20 protein-coding genes, 2 tRNA genes and 2 pseudogenes are annotated in these 20,653 nt (G+C 69.0%); 13 read left to right on the top strand and 11 right to left on the bottom strand.

Annotation, left to right across the window (positions count from 1 at the left end; all coding sequences use genetic code 11):
- Positions 1 to 17: 17 nt before the first annotated feature.
- The 3 genes from MFF13_RS05605 to MFF13_RS05595 form a co-directional block, all read right to left on the bottom strand.
- Positions 18 to 1,259 carry a YbfB/YjiJ family MFS transporter gene (locus MFF13_RS05605; protein WP_238271300.1) on the bottom strand — a complete coding sequence of 414 codons (1,242 nt, stop codon included), beginning with the start codon at positions 1,257 to 1,259 and terminating at the stop codon, positions 18 to 20.
- A gap of 112 nt (positions 1,260 to 1,371) precedes the next feature.
- On the bottom strand, positions 1,372 to 1,776 hold the full coding sequence (locus MFF13_RS05600; RefSeq protein ID WP_238271298.1) for a VOC family protein: 405 nt from the start codon (positions 1,774 to 1,776) through the stop codon (positions 1,372 to 1,374).
- 75 nt (positions 1,777 to 1,851) lie between these two features.
- Positions 1,852 to 2,493 (bottom strand): pyridoxamine 5'-phosphate oxidase family protein, encoded by a 642-nt coding sequence (locus MFF13_RS05595; RefSeq protein ID WP_238271287.1) that lies wholly within the window; start codon positions 2,491 to 2,493, stop codon positions 1,852 to 1,854.
- A gap of 78 nt (positions 2,494 to 2,571) precedes the next feature.
- Between MFF13_RS05595 and MFF13_RS05590 the strand changes: the two genes are divergently transcribed.
- Both MFF13_RS05590 and MFF13_RS05585 read left to right on the top strand, forming a co-directional pair.
- The gene (locus MFF13_RS05590; RefSeq protein ID WP_238271285.1) at positions 2,572 to 3,462 is read left to right on the top strand and encodes a LysR family transcriptional regulator; all 891 of its coding nucleotides are present in this window, start codon (positions 2,572 to 2,574) and stop codon (positions 3,460 to 3,462) included.
- 79 nt (positions 3,463 to 3,541) lie between these two features.
- Positions 3,542 to 3,658: pseudogene (locus tag MFF13_RS05585) on the top strand (transposase); the annotation flags it as partial.
- Positions 3,659 to 4,868: 1,210 nt separating this feature from the next.
- Here the strand turns inward: MFF13_RS05585 and MFF13_RS26485 are convergent.
- Together MFF13_RS26485 and MFF13_RS05580 are read right to left on the bottom strand one after the other, a co-directional pair.
- Positions 4,869 to 5,045: pseudogene (locus tag MFF13_RS26485) on the bottom strand (DUF6538 domain-containing protein); the annotation flags it as partial.
- Between the two features lie 120 nt (positions 5,046 to 5,165).
- Positions 5,166 to 5,240 (bottom strand) — tRNA-Gln (locus MFF13_RS05580).
- Positions 5,241 to 5,324: 84 nt separating this feature from the next.
- On the opposite strand from MFF13_RS05580, the gene MFF13_RS05575 reads away from it, so the two are divergent.
- Positions 5,325 to 6,065 carry an SDR family oxidoreductase gene (locus MFF13_RS05575; protein ID WP_238271315.1) on the top strand — a complete coding sequence of 247 codons (741 nt, stop codon included), beginning with the start codon at positions 5,325 to 5,327 and terminating at the stop codon, positions 6,063 to 6,065.
- A gap of 165 nt (positions 6,066 to 6,230) precedes the next feature.
- On the top strand, positions 6,231 to 7,847 hold the full coding sequence (locus tag MFF13_RS05570) for a peptide chain release factor 3 (RefSeq protein ID WP_373322486.1): 1,617 nt from the start codon (positions 6,231 to 6,233) through the stop codon (positions 7,845 to 7,847).
- 24 nt (positions 7,848 to 7,871) lie between these two features.
- Here the strand turns inward: MFF13_RS05570 and MFF13_RS05565 are convergent, their stop codons facing one another.
- Together MFF13_RS05565 and MFF13_RS05560 are read right to left on the bottom strand one after the other, a co-directional pair.
- Positions 7,872 to 8,324, bottom strand: a complete 453-nt coding sequence (locus MFF13_RS05565; protein WP_147752383.1) for a response regulator — start codon at positions 8,322 to 8,324, stop codon at positions 7,872 to 7,874.
- 121 nt (positions 8,325 to 8,445) lie between these two features.
- On the bottom strand, positions 8,446 to 8,913 hold the full coding sequence (locus MFF13_RS05560; protein ID WP_147752384.1) for a BLUF domain-containing protein: 468 nt from the start codon (positions 8,911 to 8,913) through the stop codon (positions 8,446 to 8,448).
- A 239-nt stretch (positions 8,914 to 9,152) separates the two neighbouring features.
- Between MFF13_RS05560 and MFF13_RS05555 the strand changes: the two genes are divergently transcribed.
- The 4 genes from MFF13_RS05555 to MFF13_RS05540 all read left to right on the top strand — a co-directional run bounded on the left by MFF13_RS05555 (position 9,153) and on the right by MFF13_RS05540 (position 14,815).
- On the top strand, positions 9,153 to 10,565 hold the full coding sequence (locus tag MFF13_RS05555; protein WP_238271283.1) for a flagellar hook protein FlgE: 1,413 nt from the start codon (positions 9,153 to 9,155) through the stop codon (positions 10,563 to 10,565).
- 46 nt (positions 10,566 to 10,611) lie between these two features.
- On the top strand, positions 10,612 to 12,492 hold the full coding sequence (gene flgK / locus MFF13_RS05550) for a flagellar hook-associated protein FlgK (protein ID WP_238271281.1): 1,881 nt from the start codon (positions 10,612 to 10,614) through the stop codon (positions 12,490 to 12,492).
- An 8-nt stretch (positions 12,493 to 12,500) separates the two neighbouring features.
- Positions 12,501 to 14,330: a hypothetical protein gene (locus tag MFF13_RS05545; protein WP_238271279.1), complete on the top strand. Its 1,830-nt coding sequence runs from the start codon at positions 12,501 to 12,503 to the stop codon at positions 14,328 to 14,330.
- Positions 14,331 to 14,455: 125 nt separating this feature from the next.
- Positions 14,456 to 14,815, top strand: coding sequence for a porin (locus MFF13_RS05540; protein ID WP_238271277.1), 360 nt, complete (start codon positions 14,456 to 14,458; stop codon positions 14,813 to 14,815).
- Positions 14,816 to 14,820: 5 nt separating this feature from the next.
- Here MFF13_RS05540 and MFF13_RS05535 read toward each other — a convergent pair whose 3' ends face one another.
- Genes MFF13_RS05535 through MFF13_RS05525 form a run of 3 tightly spaced genes read right to left on the bottom strand, consistent with a single transcriptional unit; the run spans position 14,821 to position 16,830 of the window.
- On the bottom strand, positions 14,821 to 15,294 hold the full coding sequence (locus MFF13_RS05535) for a hypothetical protein (protein WP_238271276.1): 474 nt from the start codon (positions 15,292 to 15,294) through the stop codon (positions 14,821 to 14,823).
- Positions 15,284 to 15,664, bottom strand: coding sequence for a rod-binding protein (locus MFF13_RS05530; protein ID WP_147764938.1), 381 nt, complete (start codon positions 15,662 to 15,664; stop codon positions 15,284 to 15,286). The genes MFF13_RS05535 and MFF13_RS05530 overlap by 11 nt, the downstream gene beginning before the upstream one ends.
- 35 nt (positions 15,665 to 15,699) lie before the next feature.
- On the bottom strand, positions 15,700 to 16,830 hold the full coding sequence (locus MFF13_RS05525; protein ID WP_238271313.1) for a flagellar basal body P-ring protein FlgI: 1,131 nt from the start codon (positions 16,828 to 16,830) through the stop codon (positions 15,700 to 15,702).
- Between the two features lie 238 nt (positions 16,831 to 17,068).
- Between MFF13_RS05525 and MFF13_RS05520 the strand changes: the two genes are divergently transcribed.
- Positions 17,069 to 17,494 (top strand): flagellar assembly protein FliX, encoded by a 426-nt coding sequence (locus MFF13_RS05520; RefSeq protein ID WP_238271274.1) that lies wholly within the window; start codon positions 17,069 to 17,071, stop codon positions 17,492 to 17,494.
- Positions 17,495 to 17,553: 59 nt separating this feature from the next.
- Positions 17,554 to 17,630 (top strand) — tRNA-Arg (locus MFF13_RS05515).
- 35 nt (positions 17,631 to 17,665) lie between these two features.
- Here the strand turns inward: MFF13_RS05515 and MFF13_RS05510 are convergent.
- The gene (locus tag MFF13_RS05510) at positions 17,666 to 17,908 is read right to left on the bottom strand and encodes a DUF6894 family protein (RefSeq protein WP_147752392.1); all 243 of its coding nucleotides are present in this window, start codon (positions 17,906 to 17,908) and stop codon (positions 17,666 to 17,668) included.
- Between the two features lie 317 nt (positions 17,909 to 18,225).
- Between MFF13_RS05510 and MFF13_RS05505 the strand changes: the two genes are divergently transcribed.
- From MFF13_RS05505 to MFF13_RS05495, 3 genes are all read left to right on the top strand, one after another.
- Positions 18,226 to 18,735 carry a GAF domain-containing protein gene (locus MFF13_RS05505; RefSeq protein WP_373322485.1) on the top strand — a complete coding sequence of 170 codons (510 nt, stop codon included), beginning with the start codon at positions 18,226 to 18,228 and terminating at the stop codon, positions 18,733 to 18,735.
- A 100-nt stretch (positions 18,736 to 18,835) separates the two neighbouring features.
- A complete protein-coding gene (locus MFF13_RS05500) occupies positions 18,836 to 19,111 on the top strand; it encodes a hypothetical protein (RefSeq protein ID WP_238271272.1) in 276 nt (91 codons plus the stop codon).
- Between the two features lie 320 nt (positions 19,112 to 19,431).
- Complete coding sequence (locus MFF13_RS05495; RefSeq protein WP_187273743.1) at positions 19,432 to 20,616, top strand: YihY/virulence factor BrkB family protein; 1,185 nt, start codon at positions 19,432 to 19,434, stop codon at positions 20,614 to 20,616.
- Positions 20,617 to 20,653: the final 37 nt, after the last annotated feature.

The following is a 20,653-nucleotide window of genomic DNA, read 5'->3' as shown; positions in this document are numbered from 1 at the left end:
GTCTCGGGGTCGCGCGTTCAGTGGCGGGAAGCGGTGGCGGCGCGCCGGGTCGCCTGGGCCGTCGCGAGGTCGATGGCCAGCGCCAGGACCATCGCGGCCGCGCCGAGGGCGAACAGCAGCGCGTAGTCGCCGCCGGTGTGCGCGAAGACGAAGGACAGCCCGTAGGCGGCGCCCGCCTGGAACAGCGCGAAGGCCACGGTCGCGACGCTCCAGGCCGCCTTCTGCCGTTCCGGGTCGTCGGGGAGGAGTTCGCCGATGCGGCCGAGCATGAGCGGGACGGTTCCGGTGACGAAGGCGCCGACCGTGACGCTGGACAGGACCAGCCAGGGCTCGCCGAGGCCGAGCGCCGGGATCGCGACGGCCCCGGCCTCGACCAGGAAGGCGAGGCGAAGCGCGGTGCCGAAGCCGACCCGGTCGGCCAGGTGCCCGACGAGGATCGGGCCGACCGTCGCACCGAGGCCGAACAGCACCCAGTAATGCGAGCCGGCCTGGATGCCGCGTCCGAGGCCGCGGGCGACGAGGTCGACGAGGAAGAGCATGTGCGGCACCCAGGCCGCCGCGTTGAGCGCGTATTCGGCGTAGAGCGCCCGCAGCGTCGCCCGGCCGGGGCTCCGGGACGGCGCGGACCGCGCCCCCACCCGGGCCGGCGCCGGCGCCTCGGACGGCCAGCACCGCCAGCCGAGGAGCGTGACCAGGGCGGAGAGCGCGCCGAGGCCGAACCAGGCCTGCCGCAGCCCGCCCTGCAGCAGGAGCGGGACCAGCGTCCCCGACGCGGCGACGCCCGCGCCGATGCCCATGAAGATCAGCCCGCCGGCCAGGCCCCGCTTGCCCGGGGGCACGTGCGGCAGCACGGCGGGCGCCGCCAGAACCATCAACGCGCCTCCCGCGAAGCCCGACGCGAAGCGCCAGGCGAAGAACCACGCGACGCTCAAGGGGAAGGCGCAGGCGAAGAACGCCACCGTCGCCAGCCCCATCATGCCTCGGAGGACCGTCGGAACGCGGGTCCGGGCGGCGAGCCGACGCCCGAGGAGGGCGCCCGCGAGATACCCGGCGAGGTTGGCCGCCCCGAGATAGGCCGCGGTCGAGGCCGGAAACCAGCCGCCGTCGATGATCGCCGGAAGCAGGGGCGTGTAGGCGAAGCGTGCGAGGCCGATGCCGACCAGGCTGGCGCAGGAGGCCGACGCGACCGCGCGCCAGGCCCGCCGCCCGTCGGCAGAGGTCGGCAGGGGACCAGGCTGCAGTGACGTCGGCACGGCCATGGGACGAGGCTCCCGCCATCGGGTTGAGAGGGTGCATTCCGCAGGCACGGATGCCGGTCGCGCGCGCAAAACCCTTAGCCGCTGCCGGTCGCGGCGCGAACGGGATCGCGCCTCACGCCGTGGCGAATTCGAGACGAACGCCGCCGGGCATCGTGCACAGGAAATGGTGGGTCTCCGAGCCCTCTCGCATCGGGCCGGGTGCGAACTCGATCGTCGTGCCGGGATGGGCGCCGACCCGCTCGTGGGCCGCAACGAGCGCCGCCCGGTCGGCGACCGTGAGGGCGAGGTGGTGCAGGCCGACGTTGGCGCGCCGGTCGAACGGCACCGCCGTCTCGGGGTCCGCGACCCGCCACAGCGTCACCAGGATCGCGCCGTCGGAGACGAAGACCGCCGGGTAGGACGGCACGCTGTCGGCGACGCGCCATCCGAGCGCCTCGACGAAGAAACGCTCGGCGGCTTCGAGGTCCGGCACGGCGAGGCCGACATGGTGCGCGCCGCGAGTCAACGGGTTCGTCATGCGGGGATTTCCTGAGAGAATTTTCAAGCGGAGTGGATGCCGGCTCGCGTGAAGAACATGCAACCGCACGGCAGGCTAGAGACCTTCCCGGGATCCGGGGATCACGGGAAGGTCTCTCAGGCGCGCCACCTCGGCGCGCAGGTCGGCGGCCTCGGTCAGCAGCGGACGAAGCTCGGCCGCGATCTCGGCGCGGGTGAAGCGCGGCTCGATGTATTGCGGGCAGTTCCAGTCGAACCCCACCACGTCGACGACGAACGCGGAGGCGGCCGGCGGCGCGTCGGGGTGGACGACCTGCGCGACGAGGTCGGGGTCGTCGGCGGCCGCGACGACGCGCGCATGCCCGATCAGCTTGAGCCGGCGCCGGGCGGGGTAGTCCATCGCGAACAGGGCGACGCGGCCGCGCTCGATCACGTTGCCCTGCGAGATGAACTGGCGGTTGCCGGGATAGTCGGCAAAGCCGATCCGGTTCCCGCCCAGCGCCCGGACGAAGCCGGCCGGGCCGCCGCGATGCTGGAGGTAGGGCCAGCCATCGGGGCCGACGCTGGCGAGGTAGACGCTGTCGCGCACCTGCAGGAATTCGTGCTCGCGCTCGGTCAGCGCGTCGCGTTCGTCGGGGGACGCCGCGTCGCGTCGGGCGTAGCTGGCACGCGAGCCGGCTTGCGCCTGGAGCGTGCGCGCCGCCTCGCCGAACAGGGTGTGGAAGTAGGTGTTGGGCATGCATGTGAATGTACGACGTCACGGATTGGCGATAATCCGTCCTGTCGGCAGTTCAGTGTTTCACCGGGAGGAATGATCGTGGACCGCTTCGCGGCGCTGACCACCTTCGTCGCGGTGGCCGAGCGGGGCGGCTTCAAGGTCGCCTCCCGCCACCTCGGCGTCTCGCCGCCCGCGGTGACACGGACGATCGCCGCCCTGGAACGGCATCTTGGCGTGCCGCTGTTCCGGCGCTCGACCCGCAGCGTGGCTTTGACGGAGGAGGGCGCAGCGCTCCTGGAGCGCGCCCGAGAGATCCTGATGCGGCTGCAGGACGCCGAGCACGTCGTGATGGGGCGCCAGACGACGCCGCAGGGCGAACTGCAGATCACCGCGCCGGTGGTCTTCGGCCGCCTGCACGTGCTTCCCGTGGTGGCCGACCTCCTCGCCCGCCACCGGCAGATGTCGGTGCGACTGATGCTCCTCGACCGCAACATCCGCCTCGTCGAGGAGGGGATCGACGTGGCGGTCCGCATCGGCGAGCCCCGCGACAGCAGCCTGCACTCGGTCGCCGTCGGCACGGTGCGGCAGGTCCTCGTCGCCAGCCCGGCCTATTGCGCCGCGCGCGGGCACCCCGCCGACCCGAAGGCGCTCGACCTGCATGACCTCATCGCGGGCGACAACGTCCGGACCGGCTCGCAGTGGCGCTTCGGCCCGCACTCGGTCGGCGTCGCGATCACGCCGCGCCTCACCGTGACCTCGATCGACGCCCAGCTCGCAGCCGCAGCCGCCGGCCTCGGGATCGCGAACGTGCTGAGCTACCAGGCGGCCGAAGGCCTGGCCGCAGGCACCCTGCGCCGCGTGCTGGACGCGCACGCCCCGCCGCCCGTGCCGATCCACCTGCTGTTCGACGCCGGCCGCGCGAACCTGCCGAGCGTCCGCCTGTTCCTCGACGGCATGCGCGCCCGCGCGAAGAGCGGGGCCTGGCAGTGAAGCCGGCTCGCCTGTTCAGAGAAAGAGAGAGAGATTGATCCGCTGGACATCGACGCACGGCGATCGGCCGCTCCGCCGAATGGCGCGGCCACGTCTGAAGGGCGGCTGACGACCGATCGAGAACCGGGCGGCGCTGACCGGTATCCTGTTCGTGCTGCGCTCAGGTCTGCCCTGGGAGATGCTGCCCGCCGAGATATACCGGTCTCTGCATCGTGCACGACGTGCCGCACCTGGAGCTGGAAGATTTCGCCACGACGCATACCGCTGTGGCAGCCGATCAGGACGCCCCAGTACCGCTCGTCGCGTAGGACGTTCGGTCCCGTTCTTTTCCAGCTCCGACGACTTCGAACGCCTGTGAACAAGGGTGCACTCAGCACGGCCACGAGTTCGGCCTGATCCCACATCGGCCGTTCGTCTCGCGCTCTGTGGAGCTTTGCTCGCGTGCGCTTCAGGTTGATGTGCAGACCTTCAAAGATCGATGGGAGGCCCTTGGCGACGACTTCGTTGGTCTGGGCCCAAGGCCAGATGCCTGACAACGCGGCCAAGTGCCGATTGAAGGTCTGCGGCTTCAGTCGATCGATCCCGGGCTTGCCGCTGCAATGCTCGGTCAAGCCACGGATGCCGCGCGTGCGCTGGATATCGCGCCACTCAATGTTCTTGTCGTAGTTGGCCGGCAACGCTAGCAGAGCACGCTTGAACGCAGCTCCATCCGCTGGCCCATAAGCGCTCAGCGGCTTGTCCCCGCAGATCTCGACGAACAGGCGTCCCGTAGACCGGGCATGCCGTTCATTCGACGATTTCCAGTTCCCGCTGTCGACGCGGTCCCGCGCATAAAGCGCCCAACTCTCGCTAAAAAGTTGTCGTGCACCGCGCAGCATCGCGGTCGCTGGTGCTCCGGGCTGGGAGAGCGGAGCAGGTGCGGTCGTGCGATGGGTCGTCGCGTGCCGGGGGTGATGGGGCAGGACGATGTCGCGGAGAAAGGTCAGCTTCTCCTCGGTGATCGTGATGTCGGCGTCGAGCAACGCGCGGCAAAGCGCGTTTGCATGAGGGTATGAGTCGAGGTCGATCTCGTTGCGGGTAGCGAGATCCTTTGCGGTGTCGCGAACGGCGGTAAAATTGTTGAGCGAACGATCGCGTTTCAGGCCGTCCAATCGGCCCTCATAAAGGCTTAGCCACTCGGCCGGGTCATTGAGGGTCCCCTTCGGGGCGTCCGGTGCGGGATCGCTGCTGTCATCTATCTGGTTTTCGGAGGTCGGGCTGTCTGAGGGAGGCAGATCCTCGATTTCCGGATAGTGCCCGATGGTGGCGAGCAGGCCATCGTGCTTGAGAGACTCGGATTCGAGGTACTGCTCCGCGAGCCGGGCGATATCAGTCCGCGTGAGCGACCGGTTGAAACGGACGAGGGTGAACAAGGTCTCTGTCCCATCCCACAGGCGTTGCGCCATCCGACGAGCCTCGCCGGGTGTGGCGTGACCGAGCGAGCGCAGGATCTCACGCTGGCCGAACCGCTGGCGCAGGTCATCGGGGATGATACGACGAAAGAAGACCGTTTGTCGGCGACGTCGGAGGTGGGTGCGGGGCAAGGCAGGGATCCCTGCCGTCCGGACGAGTGGACCTCCCGAGTGGACCTGGACGGAGCGGTCGGCCCGGGCGGGTCCGAAAACAGCCGAGAAATCAACGGTCGGCTGAGAATCCTGAGCTTTTGGCTGGGGCGCCAGGATTCGAACCTGGGAATGGCGGTACCAAAAACCGCTGCCTTACCACTTGGCGACGCCCCACCAGAGGACGGCGCTGTCTAGACGCGGATGCGCGGACAGGCAACTGGTTTGCGCGGGTGGCGGCGGTCGGTGGAGCAGGGCGCGATGGGCGGCGGGGTGGCTTTGGTGACGGGGGCGGGGTCGGGGCTCGGGCGCGTCGTGGCCGTGGCGCTCGGGCGGGCGGGCTATGCGGTCGTGCTCGCCGGGCGGCGGCAGGCGAGCCTGGATGCGGTCGCGGCGGAGATCGATGTGGCGCAGGTCGTCGAGGCGGACGTGACTGACCCCGCGTCCGTGGATCGGCTGTTCGCCCGCGTCGCCGAAGTGCATGGGCGGCTCGATCTGCTGTTCAACAATGCGGGCATCTTCACCCCGGCGGCGTCGATCGAGGCGGTGTCGCTGGCGGATTGGCGCGCCAGCGTCGAGACCAACCTCACCGGTGCCTTCCTGTGCACGCAGGGCGCGTTCCGAATGATGAAGGACCAGGATCCCCGCGGCGGGCGGATCATCAACAACGGCTCGGTCTCCGCCCACGTGCCGCGGCCGCACTCGGCGCCCTACGCGGCCACCAAGCACGCGATCACCGGCTTGACGCGCGCGACCTCCCTCGATGGGCGCCCCTACGACATCGCCTGCGGCCAGATCGACATCGGCAACGCCGCCACCGAGATGACCGACGGCTTCGCCGCAGGCGTGCGCCAGGCCGACGGCTCGATCCGCCAGGAGCCTGTGATGGACGCGTGCCATGTCGCCGAAGCCGTCCTGTACATGGCCGGGCTGCCGCTCACGGCCAACGTCCAGTTCATGACACTGACGGCGACGACGATGCCGTTCATCGGGCGCGGTTGAATCGCGCGTCCCGAAGCTTCGGCGCGCGCGACGACGGGTTTTTGCCAAGCGGCGGCCGGGCGCCTAGAGGATGGCGCGAAGGTCCCGCGCGTCCGCGCGCGGGCCGAACCGAATTCCAAGTGACCGACCCGCGACCCGGGTCCGAGAGCCGTTTTCACGATGCTGATGCAGCCGCAGACCAAGATCGAGGCGAAACCGGCCGCCGACCCGGTGGCGCGGCGGCGCACCTTCGCGATCATCTCGCACCCCGATGCCGGCAAGACCACGCTGACCGAGAAGCTGCTGCTGTTCGGCGGCGCGATCCAGCTCGCGGGCGAGGTCAAGGCCAAGCGCAACCGCGTCTCCACCCGATCGGACTGGATGGGCATCGAGAAGGAGCGCGGCATCTCGGTCGTCACCTCGGTGATGACGTTCGAGTATGGCGACTGCGTCTTCAACCTGCTCGACACGCCGGGCCACGAAGACTTCTCCGAGGACACCTATCGCACGCTGACGGCTGTTGATTCGGCCGTGATGGTGATCGACGCGGCCAAGGGTATCGAGGCGCGCACCCGCAAGCTGTTCGAGGTTTGCCGGCTTCGCGACATCCCGATCGTCACCTTCGTGAACAAGCTCGACCGCGAGGCGCGCGAGCCCTTCGAGCTGCTCGACGAGATCGAGAAGACGCTGGCGCTCGACGTGGCGCCGATCACCTGGCCGATCGGCCGCGGCCGCAACTTCGCCGGCACCTACGAGCTCGGCGGTAACCGGGTCCGCCGGTTTGATGCGGCCGACGACGCCGGGACCGAGTCCGTGGCAGGATTCGCCGACCCGCTGTTCGACCGGCTGCTCACAGAGAACGGCGAGGCCGACGCATGGCGCGAGGAGGTCGAGCTGGCCGAGGGCGGGCTGAAGACCTTCGACCTCGACGCGTTCCGCGAGGGCCATCTCTCGCCGGTGTTCTTCGGCTCGGCCCTGCGCAACTTCGGCGTCCGCGACCTGATCGACGGGCTCGCCCGTTTCGCGCCGCCGCCGCGCGGGCAGGATTGCGACAAGCGCACGGTCGCGCCGACCGAGCCGAAGATGACCGGCTTCGTGTTCAAGATCCAGGCGAACATGGATCCGAACCACCGCGACCGGATCGCTTTCATGCGGGTCTGCTCGGGCCAGCTCCGGCGCGGCATGAAGGCGAAGCTCGTGCGCACCGGAAAGCCGATGTCGCTCTCCGCGCCGCAATTCTTCTTCGCCCAGGACCGCGCCATCGCCGACGAAGCCTTCGCGGGCGACGTGGTCGGCATCCCGAACCACGGAACCCTGCGCATCGGCGATACGCTCACCGAGGGCGAGGACATCGTGTTTCGTGGCGTCCCGAGCTTCGCCCCGGAGCTGCTGCGCCGGATCAAGCTCACCGACGCGATGAAGGCGAAGAAGCTCCGCGAGGCGCTGCAGCAGATGGGCGAGGAGGGCGTGGTCCAAGTCTTCGTGCCGCAGGACGGCTCGGGTGCCATCGTCGGCGTCGTCGGCGCGCTACAGCTCGACGTGCTGAAAGAGCGGCTGCAGGGCGAGTACGGGTTGCCGATCGACTACGACGCGACCCGGTTCTCGGTCTGCCGCTGGGTGTCGTCGGATTCGGAGGTCGAACTCGACAAGTTCGTCGACTCGCACGGCTCGGCGATGGCGAAGGACCTCGACGGGGCGCCGGTCTTCATGGCGACCACTGCCTTCTCGCTCCGCTACGAAGAAGAGCGGTACCCGGCGGTGCGCTTCACCGACATCAAGGACTATCAGAAGCGGCAAGCATGAGGGTCTGAGCCGCTCAGCCTCGCCCTAGAACTTCCCCAGCATCGGGAAATCGACGCTGAGCGTCGATTCCGAGGCCATCGGCGCTTCGCGCTTGCGCGGCTTGCGGTTGAGCACCTGCTTCAGCTTGGTCTTCAGCACCGCCATGTCGAACGGCTTGAGGATGAAGGCGTCGGCGCCGGCCTGGTGGGCGACGTTGATGTCCTCGAAGTCGAACGACGCCTCGGTCAGGATGAAGGGCGTGTTCATCAAGTCGTCGTCGCCGCGGATCTCGCGCAGCAGGGTGAGGCCGTCCATCGGCTCCATGTCGAGGTCGGAGATGACGAGGGCGTACTTGCGCTGCCGCAGGCGCTCGAGCGCCTCGACGCCGCCGGTCACCCCCTCCACGTCCGCGAATCCGATGCGGTTCATCAGCATCACGATGAGACGGAGGAGCTTCTCCTGGTCGTCGACGATGAGGATCGGTGGCGTGTCGGTCATGACATCGTCTGCGACATGGATCCGGGAGGGAGTCGGGGATCGGACGGTCAGCTTGAGCCCGAGGTATGAAAAAACTGCTTCGCGGCACCGCGTGCGCCGAATCCGACAGTCTTGATCCCGATCAGATGAAGAGGTGGTCGATGCCCTGCTTCGACATCTCTTCGGTCTGCAGTGCGAGCGACAGCGCGTGGATCGCGCTCGCCCTGGGCGTGCCGCGCTGGAACATCGGCATCAGGTTCGCCTTGGCGAAGTGCACGTCGTTCGTGGGCGAGCGAATGCTGCTCCGGCACGAATTGACGAACTCGCGCTTGGTGATCTCGCGCCACTCGCAGATCTGCACGTCGCGGTGGCGGTCGTCGGCGAGGATGCGGTTGAAGGTCTCGTGCACCGAGGTACGCTCGCCCTCGATCACCTGGGCGGCGAAGGTCTGCTCGACCAGCAGGAAGCTGGTGATCACCGAAAACTCGTTTTTCTTCTGCGCATGCCGCGTGATCTCGCCGACTTGGCCGGCGCGGATCTGGACATCCGACGACAGGGCCAGCCGCGAGAAGTAGATCAGGTGGACGAGGCTGGTTCGCTTGGCACGCATGGGGACTCCCGTCCGGAGGACGCCGTCCCGTTCTAGCCTGTCGCCGATAAGGGCCGGTAAACGCTGCCCACCCGGCAGAAGATGCCGGGGAGGACACGTCGCGGCGGTGCGTTCCTGCCGGGTTCGGCGGTCCGCATCAAATGAAAACAACGACTTGGCCGTGGCACGCCGGTTGCGGATCGACACCCGATCGGGCGAGTGCCGTTTGGGCGCCGCCTTCCCGGGAAAGACGGCGCGTCATGGACATCTTCACCGCGTTGCAGACGGCGGTCTCGGGCCTCAAGGCCCAGTCCTACGCCATCGACAACATCTCCGGGAACATCGCGAACTCGCAGACCACCGGGTACAAGCGCATCGACACCAGCTTCGTCGACCTGCTGGCCGAGCAGACGCCGAAGCACGAGGTCGCCGGCACGGTGCTGGCGCAGTCGCAGATGACCAACAGCATCCAGGGCAACATCGCCTCGTCCAGCGTCACGACCAACATGGCCATCAACGGGGACGGCTTCTTCACGGTGATGGCCAAGACCGGCGACGCCAACGGGCAGACCAGCTTCTCCGGCACACCGGTCTACACCCGCCGCGGCGACTTCGCCCCCGACAAGGACGGCTACCTCGTCAACGGCGCCGGCAGCTACCTCCAGGGCCAGAACTACGATGCGGCGACGGGGCAGGTGTCGAGCACCGGCCCGATCAAGATCGCCAATCAGACGCTGGCGGCCAAGCCGACCACCACGATCACCTACGGCGCCAACCTGCCGGCGGCGCCGGCGACGGCTAACTCATCGACCACCAAAAGCTCGCTCTACGCACCGACCGACACCAGCGTGCTCGTCACCGACACCAACGGTGCCGCGACCGCGGGCAAGAAGGTCCTCGCCGCGAACGCGCAGGACTTTGTGAACAGCAGCATCGCGGGGCCGGCGCTCACCGCCTACACCACCACCGGCGCGCCGGTCGCGGTCAACACGCGCTGGGCGAAGATCCAGGATGCCACCACCGCGAATGCGAGCGCGACGCCGCCGACGGTGGACCAGCCGGCGATCTGGAACCTGTTCTACGCCTCCGACAGCTCCGTCGCCCTGAACAAGAGCGACTGGGTGAACGCCGGCACAGGCTTCACCTTCGACGGCAGCGGCCAGCTGGTGCAGCCGTCCGGCGGCAAGGCGACCATCACCGACCTGACGGTGAACGGGACCAACCTCGGGAGCGTCGGCCTCGCCTTCGACAAGACCACGCTGACCCAATACGCAGCCTCGTCCGGCGCGGTGACGACGAACGCGCTCACGCAGGACGGATACGCCTCCGGGACCCTGAACTCCGTCGCGGTCGGGAGCGACGGCAGCATCATGGGGGCGTTCTCGAACGGGTCTTCGGTGAAGCTCGCCTCGGTCGGGGTCGCCCGCTTCATCAATCCGGACGGGCTGAAGCCGCTGTCGAACGGCACCTACGCGCAGACGCTCGATTCCGGCGTGCCGCTCGCAGGGCTCGACGGCTCGGCAGTGGTCGGCGCCAGCAACGAATCGTCGAACACCGACATTGCGAGTGAATTCTCGAAGATGATCGTTACCCAGCAGGCGTATTCCGCCAACACGAAGGTGATGTCGACCGCGCAGACGATGATGTCCGACCTGCTCAACATCATTCGCTGAGGACCGGCCGTCCCCGCGCGGCAGTTGAGAGAGGATCGTCGGCGACATGCCCCTGAACGCGCTCCAGACGGCCACGGCGGGCCTGAAGGCGACCCAGACCGCCATGGGTCTGGTTTCGCAGAACGTCGCCAACGCGGGCACCGCCGGCTACGTCAAGCGGACGATCGCGACGGTCTCGTCGGGCCCGGGCAATTCGGGCGTCTCCGTCGGCACGATCACCCGGAGCTTCGACGCGGCCGCGCTGAAACAGCTTCGCCTCGAGACCGCCGGCTCCGCCTACACCAGCACCAAGGCCGACATCACCGGCCAGGTCGGCGCGCTGTTCGGCACGCCCGGCAGCACGACCGCACTCGACGGCCTCGTCAACAGCTTCACCGGCTCGCTGCAGAACCTCGCCGCGAACCCGACCTCGGCCGCCGCCCGAAGCACCGTGCTCAGCACCGCCTCGAACCTCGCCAACAACATCAACGGCATCGCAAACAGCGTCCAGGCCCTGCGCACCGGGATCGAGTCCAGCCTCGGCAGCCAGACCGCCAGCGCGAGTTCGCTCCTCGGCGGCATCGCCGCGCTCAACGTCAAGATCCAGTCGACCACCGACGACCTGACGCTCGCCGACCTCAAGGATCAGCGCGACCAAAAGGTCACCGAGCTGTCCGGCTACCTTGACGTCCAGACCGCAGAGCAGCGCGACGGCACCCTCTCGATCACCACCAGCTCCGGCGTAAACCTCGTCACCGGCGGCACGGCGGCGACGCTCGGCTTCGACGGGCGCACCACCCTCGGCGCGAATTCGACCTATTCGACCGATCCCGACCAGCGCAGCGTCGGCACCATTACGGCGACGACGCCGGGCGGCGGCAAGATCGACCTCGGCGCGCCGGGCGTGCTGCGTTCGGGTTCGATCGCAGCCAACCTCGAATTGCGCGATACCACACTGCCCCAGGTGCAGCGCCAGCTCGACGACCTCGCGGGCGGGATGGCGAGCGCACTCACGGACACGAGCACGAGCGGGACGGTGAGCGGTTCCGGCTCGACCACGGACCTGTCCGGCATGCAGTCCGGCAACACGCTGACGCTCGCGGTGACGGCTGCCGACGGGTCGACGCGGAACATCATCCTCGTCGCCTCTCAGGGCGCCACGAAGTCGGTCGACCCGAGCCAGACAGACGACGGCACGGCGCTCGCCCAGACCTTCGACATCTCCGGCGGTCCGACGACCTACAAGGCCAAGATCCAGGAGGCGCTCGACGGCTTGGCCGCACGCGCGAGCGCACAGGGGCTGAAGAACGTACCGTCCCTCACTGCGAACGGCACCGGCGCCAACGTAACGGTGACCGGAGGAGGCACGTCCAAAGTGGTCGCCGCCACGGCGACGAAGACCGTGCCGACGAGCGCTACCGACTTCGCCTCCGCCTACCCGCAGGTTGCGCTGTTCGTCGACGGGTCGAACAAGGGCCTGTTCACCGGATCGTTCGATGCCGGCTCGCAGCTCACAGGCTTCGCGCAGCGCATCACGGTCAATCCGGCGCTGAGCGCCAACACCGCGGTGCTGACCGCGCAGGGCGCCACCAACACCGGGACCGGCGCCACGCGGGCGCAGTTCGCTTTCGACGCGCTGACGACCGCCCAGCAGACATTCTCGTCGTCGAGCGGGATCGGCGGCGTCGCCGCGCCTTATAAAACCAGCGTGACCACGTTCGCGCAGGACGTCATCGCCGCGCAGGGGGCGGCGGCGGCCAACGCCGCGAACCTCGATGCCGGGCAGAGCGTGGCCCTGTCCACCGCGCAAGGGCGGTTCGCCAAGAGCGCCGGCGTCAACGTGGACGAGGAGATGTCGAACCTCATCGCCCTGCAGACGGCGTATTCCGCCAACGCCCGCGTGCTCACCGCCGCCCGCGACATGCTCGACACCCTCCTGCGGATCTGAGGGACACCATGACCACGATCAGCCCCTTCGCCGCCGGCACCTACGTCAACACGCGCTCGACTTCGCAGTTGCTGTCGCTGAAGGGCCAGCTCGACACCCTCTCGACGCAGCTCTCCACCGGCCGCACCGCCGAGACCTACGCCGGCCTCGGCGCCGGGCGCAGCACCAGCCTGACGGCGCGCGGGACCCTGAGCGCGTTGGACGGCTACGATGCCGGCATCGCCAGCGCGCAGACGCGTGTCACCCTCGCCTCCACCAGCCTCCAGCAGATCGCCAAGCTGACGGCCGACCTGCGCGGCGGCATCGCCTCGAACCTGCAGCCGGCGACCGGCACCACCGTCACGCCGCAGCTGGCGCAAGCCAACCTCGACGGTGCGCTCGATGCGCTGAACCAGAACGCGGCCGGGCAATACCTGTTCGGCGGCCGTGCCACCGACGCGGCTCCGGTGAAGTCGACGGACGTTATCCTGAACGGCGACAAGACCACGACTCCACCGCAGGACGGCCTCGTCACGCTGGTCGCCGAGCAGAAGGCGGCCGACCTCGGGACCGGCGGACTCGGGCGCCTCCAGCTCGGGGCCGTCAGCGCCGGAAACGCGTTCCAGCTGTCCGAGGATCAAGGCGACGCGACCGGCGAGACCCGCGCGAACTTCGGGTTCCGAATCGCCGGGAAGCCGGCGACCACCGGGGCCATCACCGCGACGGTCGATCCGGCGCATACGGGCCTGCCGGCGACGGTGACGGGGCTCGACCATGCGCCAATGGCCGGCGAGAGCTTTCGCGTCACGGTCAACCTCGCCGACGGCAGCCAGAAATCCTACGACCTCACGGCGAGCAGCACCGTGCCAGCGGGCTCGACCACCGCGTTCGGCGTCTTCGCCACCCCGGCCGCTGCGGCGGCCGGGCTGAACGCGTTTGCGATTGCACAGGGCGGCACCGTCGCCAGCGTTCAGAGCGGCAACACGCCGGCCCTGAATGCGACCTTCGGCAACGGCACCTATGCCGCCTACGACATCGGCCTCTCGGGCCAGCCGGCGGCCGGCGACAGCATCACGGTCCAGCTCGCGCTCCACGACGGCAGCACGACCAGCGTAACGCTGACCGCGGGCGCGAGCGTCTCCACCGGCTCGACCACCACCTTCGCCATCGGTGCTGACGTCGCCACGACGACAGCCAACCTCAAGGCCGCACTCGGCACCGCGCTGGCTGCCGCCGCCGCCGGCCCGCTCTCGGCGAGTTCGACCACGCGGGCTTCGGAGGACTTCTTCTCCGCCTCGAACGCGTCCGGCCAGGCTCCGAAGCGCATCGACACGACCGGCGCGACGCCGACCTACAAGGATGCGGCCTCGACCAGCACCGTGATCTGGTATCAGGGCGACGCCGCGAACACCGACCCCCGCGCCACCGCCTCGATCCGCGCCGGGGCGAACCTCGACGTCGCGATCGGCGCGCGGGCCAACGAGGTGCCGATCCAGAAGGCGCTCGCGGGCTTTGCCGCGCTCGCCGTCGACGGCCTCGCCGACCCCAAGGCCACCACCACCCCCGGCCGGCTCGCTGCCTTGAGCAGCAAGACCTACGATCTCCTGGGCAAGGCGTCGAACGATCCGAGCCTGGTGGCGATCGCCACCGATTTCGGCCTCGCCGCCAGCACGTTGACCTCGGCGAAGTCGCAGAACGCCGCCACCCGGCTGACGTTGCAGAACGTCGTCGACGGCGTCGAGAGCGCGCCGATCCAGGAGGTGGCCGCCAAGCTGCTCGAGGTCCAGAACCGGCTTCAGGCGAGCTACCAGATCACCTCGTCGCTCTCGAAGCTGTCGCTCGTGAACTACATGAGCTGACGCGGTCGCGAACCGGATCGCTGGAAGGATTGATCGACGCCGAGCCGCCGGCCTATCGTGGTGCGAAGGGCCGCGCCCCGCTGCCCGGCGCGGCCCTTTGTGAGCTGCGAACCGCCGGGGACGACATGTCAGAGCAGCACCGGTCGTCGACGAGAACGGGCACCTTCGCCGGACCGTGGCGCGTCGGACTGCTCCTGTTCGGCATGCTTTCGCTGTCGCCCTGCGAGGCCCGCGATCTGGAGAAGGCGCCGGCGCGGGAGACCGCGCAGCCTTGTCCGGGATACGGCGCCGGCTTCGTGCGGACGCCGGTCGGTTCGACCTGCGTGCGGGTGTCGGGTCGGGTCCGCGCCGGCGCCGACCTCGCCATCGGCCGAGACGTGACCACGGCGCCGACGGCGGCCGGGCGCTTCGCGATCGACGCCCGCACCGAGTCCGATCTCGGCCCGGTGCGGACTTATGTCCGGATCGGCAACGGGCGCCGGTGACGCGTCTACAGGTTGCGTGAGAACGTCAGCGGCCCGCTGGCCGTGCCGCGGCCGTAAGGGGAGGGCGCCCGCGACGGTTGGCCGTAGACGCTCGGCGCGCTGGCCCGGCCGAGGTCGGCCGCGAGCGACTTGATCAACCCCTCGGACACCGTCCGCGCCGTGCCGAGCACCGCTTGGTTGGCCTCCACGGCCTGCGTGAAGCGGCGGTGGGCGCCCTTCAGCAGCTCGACGCCGGCCGGCGCGAAGCGCGCGAGCGCGACCGCGTTGGCCTTGGCCACCTCGAGCCCCTGGAGGTAGGCCCCGGCGAGCGCCGCCTTGGCCTCGGCCTCCGCGAGGCCCTCGCGCAGGCGCCCGACGCGGACATGGCCGGTCTCGGCCGCGAGCACCGCCTCCAGCGCCTGCATGGTCGACATCACCGCGCCGACCAGCGCGTCGGCACCGGCGCGGTCGGCGACCCGGAAGGAGGGATCAAGCTGCACGGCCGGCCCCCGCGACGGCGCCGGCGCCGCCCTGCATCTTCATCATCTCGGAGAACACCTGGTTGGCGATGCCGACGCCGCCGCTCTTCATGATCTGGCCGGCATATTCCTTGGTCAGCATCGAGCGGTAGACGCCGCCGCCGGTGCCGTTCTCGCCGAGCGGGCCGTCGGTCCCCTCCGACTGGGTCAGCCGGTCGAGAGACGATTCGAGGAACATCGACTCGAAGTCGTTGGCGGTCTTGCGGGCCTTCTTGGAAGCCGCCTCCGTCGAGGCCTGCGCCGTCTTCGAGGCGGTTTCGGCGATGGCGCCGGTGATGGCTTTGCCGACGCCGACGGCGGCGGAGACCGCGAAGGTTGCGAGTGGCAGCATGGTCTAGGTTCTCCGGTTCGGGTGGACGTAGGTCATCACATCAGCTCGATGTCGGCCTGCAGCGCGCCCGCGGCCTTGATCGCCTGCAGGATCGAGATCAGGTCGCGGGGACCGACGCCGAGGGCGTTGAGGCCGTCGACGAGGTCGCGCAGCGTCACGCCCTCCTTGACCAGGGCGAGCTTGTTGCCGTCCCCGGTGTCGACCTTGACGCCGGTGCGAGGCACCACTGCCGTGCGGCCGTTCGAGAGTGGGGCAGGCTGGCTCACCTGCGGCTGCTCGGTGATGGTGACGGTGAGGTTGCCCTGGGCGATCGCCACCGTGGAGACGCGCACGTCGCGGCCCATGACGATGATGCCGGATCGCTCGTCGACCACGACCCGCGCGGTCTGGTCCGGCTCGACCTTGAGCTGCTCGATCTCGGTGATGAGCCGGATCATGTTGCCGTTGTACTTGGCCGGGATCTGGATCGTGACCGTGGCCGGATCGGTCGGCTCGGCGGTGTCCGAGCCCATGAAGTCGTTGATCGCGGCCGCGATCCGCTTCGAGGTGGTGAAGTCGGGGTTACGCAGCGACAGGCGCAGGGAGCGCGCGTCGGTAAGCTTGAACGCGATCTCACGCTCGATGTTGGCGCCGTTGGCGATGCGCCCGTTGGTGGGGACGCCGCGGGTGATCTTGGCGGCGTCGCCCTCCGCCGAGAAGCCGGCGATGGCGACCGAGCCCTGCGCTAGGGCATACACCTCGCCGTCGGCGCCGAGCAGCGGCGTGACGAGGAGGGTGCCACCCTGCAGGGACTTCGCGTCGCCGAGCGACGAGACCGTGACGTCGATGCGCGTGCCCTGTGCTGCGAAGGGCGGCAGGCTCGCCGTGACCATCACTGCGGCGAGGTTCTGCGTGCGCATGGTGGCGCCGCGGGTGTTGACGCCGAGGCGCTCCAGCATCGCCTGCAGCGACTGCTTGGTGAAGGGGATGTTGTTGAGGGTGTCGCCGGTGCCGTTGAGGCCGACGACGATGCCGTAGCCGACGAGCTGGTTGGCGCGCACGCCCTCGATCTGCGCGAGATCCTTCACCCGCGACAGCGCCATCGCCGAGCTGCCGCCGAGCACGAGCAGGGCGACCGCCAGGACGAGGCGCAGGATTTCGCGGATCTGGGCGTGGCGCTTGGGCATGCCGGGCTTCGTTGGAGTTGCGGACATCCGGTATCCTGCCAGCGCCGTGCCACCTCCGCGGAAAATCTAAGCCATTGATATGATACGATTTTCTGAGAACGAAGCCTGGCCTGGGGCGCTCGCGTCCCTCGCGTTTCCTGCCGACCCGGCAGGTTCTGCCGAGGCATTTACCCGGCGTTAACCCTGCTGACCGGAAGGTCGAGTCGGGCGCTACCGGCCCACAGGAATCAACGAAGCGATGCGCGTCGAGAACCGTCCGGGGGCCGTGGGGACGACCTCCGTCGGGGGCACGCGCAAGGGCGAATCCGGTCCGAGCTTCCAGGTCGGCGCCGGGCCGGGCGCGCAACGCAGCGCCGGCACGGGCGCCACGGCCACGCTTGCCGGCCTCGACGCGATGTTGATGCTGCAGGGCCAGCCCGACACCCCACACGAGCGCCGCCGCCGTTCGGCCAGGCGGGGCCACGACCTGCTCGACGGGCTCGACCGGCTCAAGGCCTCGCTCCTGTCCGGCCGGGTCGCGACCCACGAACTCCTTACCATTGCCGGCCGCCTCTCCGAACGCGCCGAGTCCTGCGGCGACCCGCGCCTCGACGGGCTGATCGCCGACATCGAACTGCGCGCGGCCGTCGAGCTCGCCAAGGTCGAAGCCGCACGCGGCGCCTGAACGCCGCGCAGGGTTGACCGCACGGTGCACCCATGGCTCATACCGTCGCTGGCACCCCTGACTCCGTAGCTCAGCTGGATAGAGCAGCCGCCTTCTAAGCGGCAGGTCGAAGGTTCGAGCCCTTCCGGGGTCGCCACGCCAACCTGCTCACCAGCGACCGCGTCCCGGCGCTCACACTGACCCGACCTCTTCGAGATCGAGCGTCAGGGTGGCGCGCAAAACGACCTTGCCGTTCTGGTCCCGGACGATCGCGAGGTAGTCCTGGCGGTCGGTGACCGCATCGAGTAGTTGCGCCACCCGCCGCATCACCTGGACCAACCTGGCTTGCGCCGCCGTGATGTCGGGCAGGTCGAAGCCCTGGGTGTCGCGAACGAAATTCGTTCCATCGTGAAGGTCGATGTAGAACAGCGGCATCCGACGCACCTACCGTGGGAACCGCCTGCTACGTACACCGAGGGGGGGGGTTGCGAGGTACGGCTACGTAGTCGCAGGTTGCATCATAGGCTTCGCTCGACGCGTTCCTCGATCTCGAACAGAGAGAGCGCGACTTGCCGCGGTGGACGCTCGCGAATGCCGCCGGTCGGTCGGCTTCTGCACCGGCGTTCGCGACACCATCCCGCAACAAATCTCTTGAACTTTCGAAGGGCGCTTTCGTGAGCTTCCGCGTTCTTCAGGCCGAAGGGCCGCGTTTCGCGTGCTCGGGGGTAGCAGGCCTAATGGGTTTTGGCGCGATGACGGATGCACGCCTCGACGAGGCTCGAGCCCGACTGCTCACCGTTTCCGACATGCCCGGCTTGGTTGTGGCCCTGCGCGAGACGGCGCGTTCTATCGCGGAGTCCGACGGGATCGCCGTGGTGCTGCGGGACGGCGACTTCTGCCACTACGTCGCCGAGGACGCGATCCGCCCGCTCTGGCGCGGGCGTCGGTTCCGCCTGGAGGCGTGCATCTCCGGTTGGGTGATGCTGAATCGGCAGATGGCGGTCATCCACGACATCGAAGCAGATACTCGCCTTCCTGTCGCGGCGTACCAGTCCGCCTCGATGCGCAGCCTCGTAATGATGCCGATCGGCTCGCCGGAGCCCTCGGCCGCGCTCGGCGCCTACTGGAGCGCCTGGGTCGAACTCGACGACGGCACGGTCGGACGCCTGCAGGCCTTGGCCGACATGGCGACCGAGACCATGGTGCGGCTGCAGGCGGCCGACTACGCCGTCGTCCCCCGCGAGCCGGCGCTCAGCGCTTGAGCGCGGCGCCTAAGATCGAATCCGGTCTCGTGCCGGAACGTCGCATCCTACCCTGGGTTGGTCGAAGCGTGCATCACGCCAACCACTAGGGAGAAACGCCATGAAAGCGCTCACGCTCGCCCTCGCCGGAACGCTGCTCCTCGGATCGGTCGCCCTTGCCGCCGAGGGTGGTTCGGGCACCACCAAATCCGGCACCATGAACAGCACAGGCCCGAACGATGCCGGCGCGGGCTCGTCCTCGGGCGCGGCAGGCAGCGGGCCGACCACCGGCGACAAGAGCCGCTCCGGCACGTCCAACAGCACCGGCGCCAACGATGCCGGCGCCGGCTCGACGCCGGGCGCATCCGGCAAGGGCACCAGCGCGCCCACCCGCTGAGAGCGGGTTCGCCCCGTGGGATCGGTCGGCCGGCCGACCGATCCCTAATGCAAAAGGACTTTTGCGAGGCCGAACCTCGGCGCCGCCGGAGGCGGCACACGGAGCATTGGAGTGCCGAACAGGCTCCGTAATCGCGATTCCCATTGATCGACACGGACGCGTCTTCCGGACAACGCCTGGAAAACCGAAACCATCGCGCTCCCCGATCGCCGACGAGGCGATACAATGTCGTGTGTACGGAACCGTCCGACGGGGAACGCTCCCTGACATACGACGTTCTAGCGGGGAAACGCGGCTGTTCGCGCCCGGGTTCTCTCAGCATGCCTACGCCTTCCCCCGGTCCCCGCAGCGCGTCGTCGGAGGACGGGTCGGTCGTCTGGATGCTGATGCTGGGTTCGGCGCTGATCGCCCTCGTGGCGGCGCAGACGCGGAAGGGCATGCCGGAGGCGACTGCCACCGCGGATCCAGCTTTCGAGCCGCGGCCGCAGCAGCGGGTCGCGCCGAACGGGCAGGCCGGCGCCCGGTCGCATTCCGGCCGGTCGGCGCAGCGCGTCGCCGACACCCAGCCCGAGCGCGGTCGGGCCGCCACCGATCCCACCCAGATCACGGCCGCCGGCTGGAAGGACGTCGCGGTTCGCACGTTCCTCGAGTTCAACAAGGACCGCGTGCTGTCGGTCGCCGCAGGCGTCACCTTCTACACCCTGCTGTCGCTGTTTCCGGCGGTGGCGGCGCTCGTCTCCTGCTACGGGCTCTTCGCCGACGTGAACGTCATCAACGATCACCTCGCCAGCTTGCAGGGCGTGCTACCCTCGGGTGCGATCGAGATCATCGGCGACCAGGTCAAGCGGATCGCCGCCAAGGGCGGCGGCACCCTCGGGTTGACGTTCTTCACCAGCCTTGTGCTGTCGTTGTGGAGCGCGAACGCCGCGATGAAGGCGATGTTCGACGCGCTGAACGTCGTCTACGAGGAGCAGGAGAAGCGCAGCTTCGTCATGCTGAACCTGCGCTCGCTCACCTTCACCGTCGGCGCCCTGGTGTTCACGATCTTCGCGCTCGGCTCGATCGTGGTGCTGCCGGTGGTGTTCAACTTCATCGGTCTCAGCGAGGGTGCCTGGTATGTCGCGGCCCTGCGCTGGCCTGCGCTGGTGGTCGTGCTGCTCGGCGGCCTGTCGCTGCTCTATCGCTACGGCCCGAGCCGCGAGCGCGCCCGCTGGCGTTGGGTCGGGGTCGGCAGCGTCGTGGCGGGCCTGCTCTGGCTCGTGGCCTCGCTGCTATTCTCCTGGTACGTCTCCAGCTTCGGCAATTACAACGAGACCTACGGCTCGCTGGGCGCCGTGATCGGCTTCATGACCTGGATCTGGATCTCCTCCACGATCGTGCTGCTCGGCGGCGAGATCAACGCCGAGATCGAGCATCAGACCGGTCAGGACACCACCACGGGACCCGCCCTGCCGCTCGGCGAGCGCGAGGCGCGCATGGCCGACACCGTCGGCGCGGCGGCGTGACCGGCTCGCAGGCGCGGCCGCCCGGCCCCATATCGCG

This window comes from Methylobacterium cerastii (genome assembly GCF_022179125.1).
GTDB classification, from domain to species: Bacteria; Pseudomonadota; Alphaproteobacteria; order Rhizobiales; family Beijerinckiaceae; genus Methylobacterium; species Methylobacterium cerastii.
This window is presented reverse-complemented; position numbering and strand designations above follow the sequence as displayed.

Coding starts and splice junctions, on each gene's coding strand:
- MFF13_RS05605 (WP_238271300.1), bottom strand. CDS start 1,259: ATGGCCGTGCCGACGTCACTGCAGCCTGGTCCCCTGCCGACCTCTGCC.
- MFF13_RS05600 (WP_238271298.1), bottom strand. CDS start 1,776: ATGACGAACCCGTTGACTCGCGGCGCGCACCATGTCGGCCTCGCCGTG.
- MFF13_RS05595 (WP_238271287.1), bottom strand. CDS start 2,493: ATGCCCAACACCTACTTCCACACCCTGTTCGGCGAGGCGGCGCGCACG.
- MFF13_RS05575 (WP_238271315.1), top strand. CDS start 5,325: ATGGGCGGCGGGGTGGCTTTGGTGACGGGGGCGGGGTCGGGGCTCGGG.
- MFF13_RS05570 (WP_373322486.1), top strand. CDS start 6,231: ATGCAGCCGCAGACCAAGATCGAGGCGAAACCGGCCGCCGACCCGGTG.
- MFF13_RS05565 (WP_147752383.1), bottom strand. CDS start 8,324: ATGACCGACACGCCACCGATCCTCATCGTCGACGACCAGGAGAAGCTC.
- MFF13_RS05560 (WP_147752384.1), bottom strand. CDS start 8,913: ATGCGTGCCAAGCGAACCAGCCTCGTCCACCTGATCTACTTCTCGCGG.
- MFF13_RS05555 (WP_238271283.1), top strand. CDS start 9,153: ATGGACATCTTCACCGCGTTGCAGACGGCGGTCTCGGGCCTCAAGGCC.
- flgK (WP_238271281.1), top strand. CDS start 10,612: ATGCCCCTGAACGCGCTCCAGACGGCCACGGCGGGCCTGAAGGCGACC.
- MFF13_RS05545 (WP_238271279.1), top strand. CDS start 12,501: ATGACCACGATCAGCCCCTTCGCCGCCGGCACCTACGTCAACACGCGC.
- MFF13_RS05540 (WP_238271277.1), top strand. CDS start 14,456: ATGTCAGAGCAGCACCGGTCGTCGACGAGAACGGGCACCTTCGCCGGA.
- MFF13_RS05530 (WP_147764938.1), bottom strand. CDS start 15,664: ATGCTGCCACTCGCAACCTTCGCGGTCTCCGCCGCCGTCGGCGTCGGC.
- MFF13_RS05525 (WP_238271313.1), bottom strand. CDS start 16,830: ATGCCCAAGCGCCACGCCCAGATCCGCGAAATCCTGCGCCTCGTCCTG.
- MFF13_RS05520 (WP_238271274.1), top strand. CDS start 17,069: ATGCGCGTCGAGAACCGTCCGGGGGCCGTGGGGACGACCTCCGTCGGG.
- MFF13_RS05510 (WP_147752392.1), bottom strand. CDS start 17,908: ATGCCGCTGTTCTACATCGACCTTCACGATGGAACGAATTTCGTTCGC.
- MFF13_RS05505 (WP_373322485.1), top strand. CDS start 18,226: ATGACGGATGCACGCCTCGACGAGGCTCGAGCCCGACTGCTCACCGTT.
- MFF13_RS05500 (WP_238271272.1), top strand. CDS start 18,836: ATGAAAGCGCTCACGCTCGCCCTCGCCGGAACGCTGCTCCTCGGATCG.
- MFF13_RS05495 (WP_187273743.1), top strand. CDS start 19,432: ATGCCTACGCCTTCCCCCGGTCCCCGCAGCGCGTCGTCGGAGGACGGG.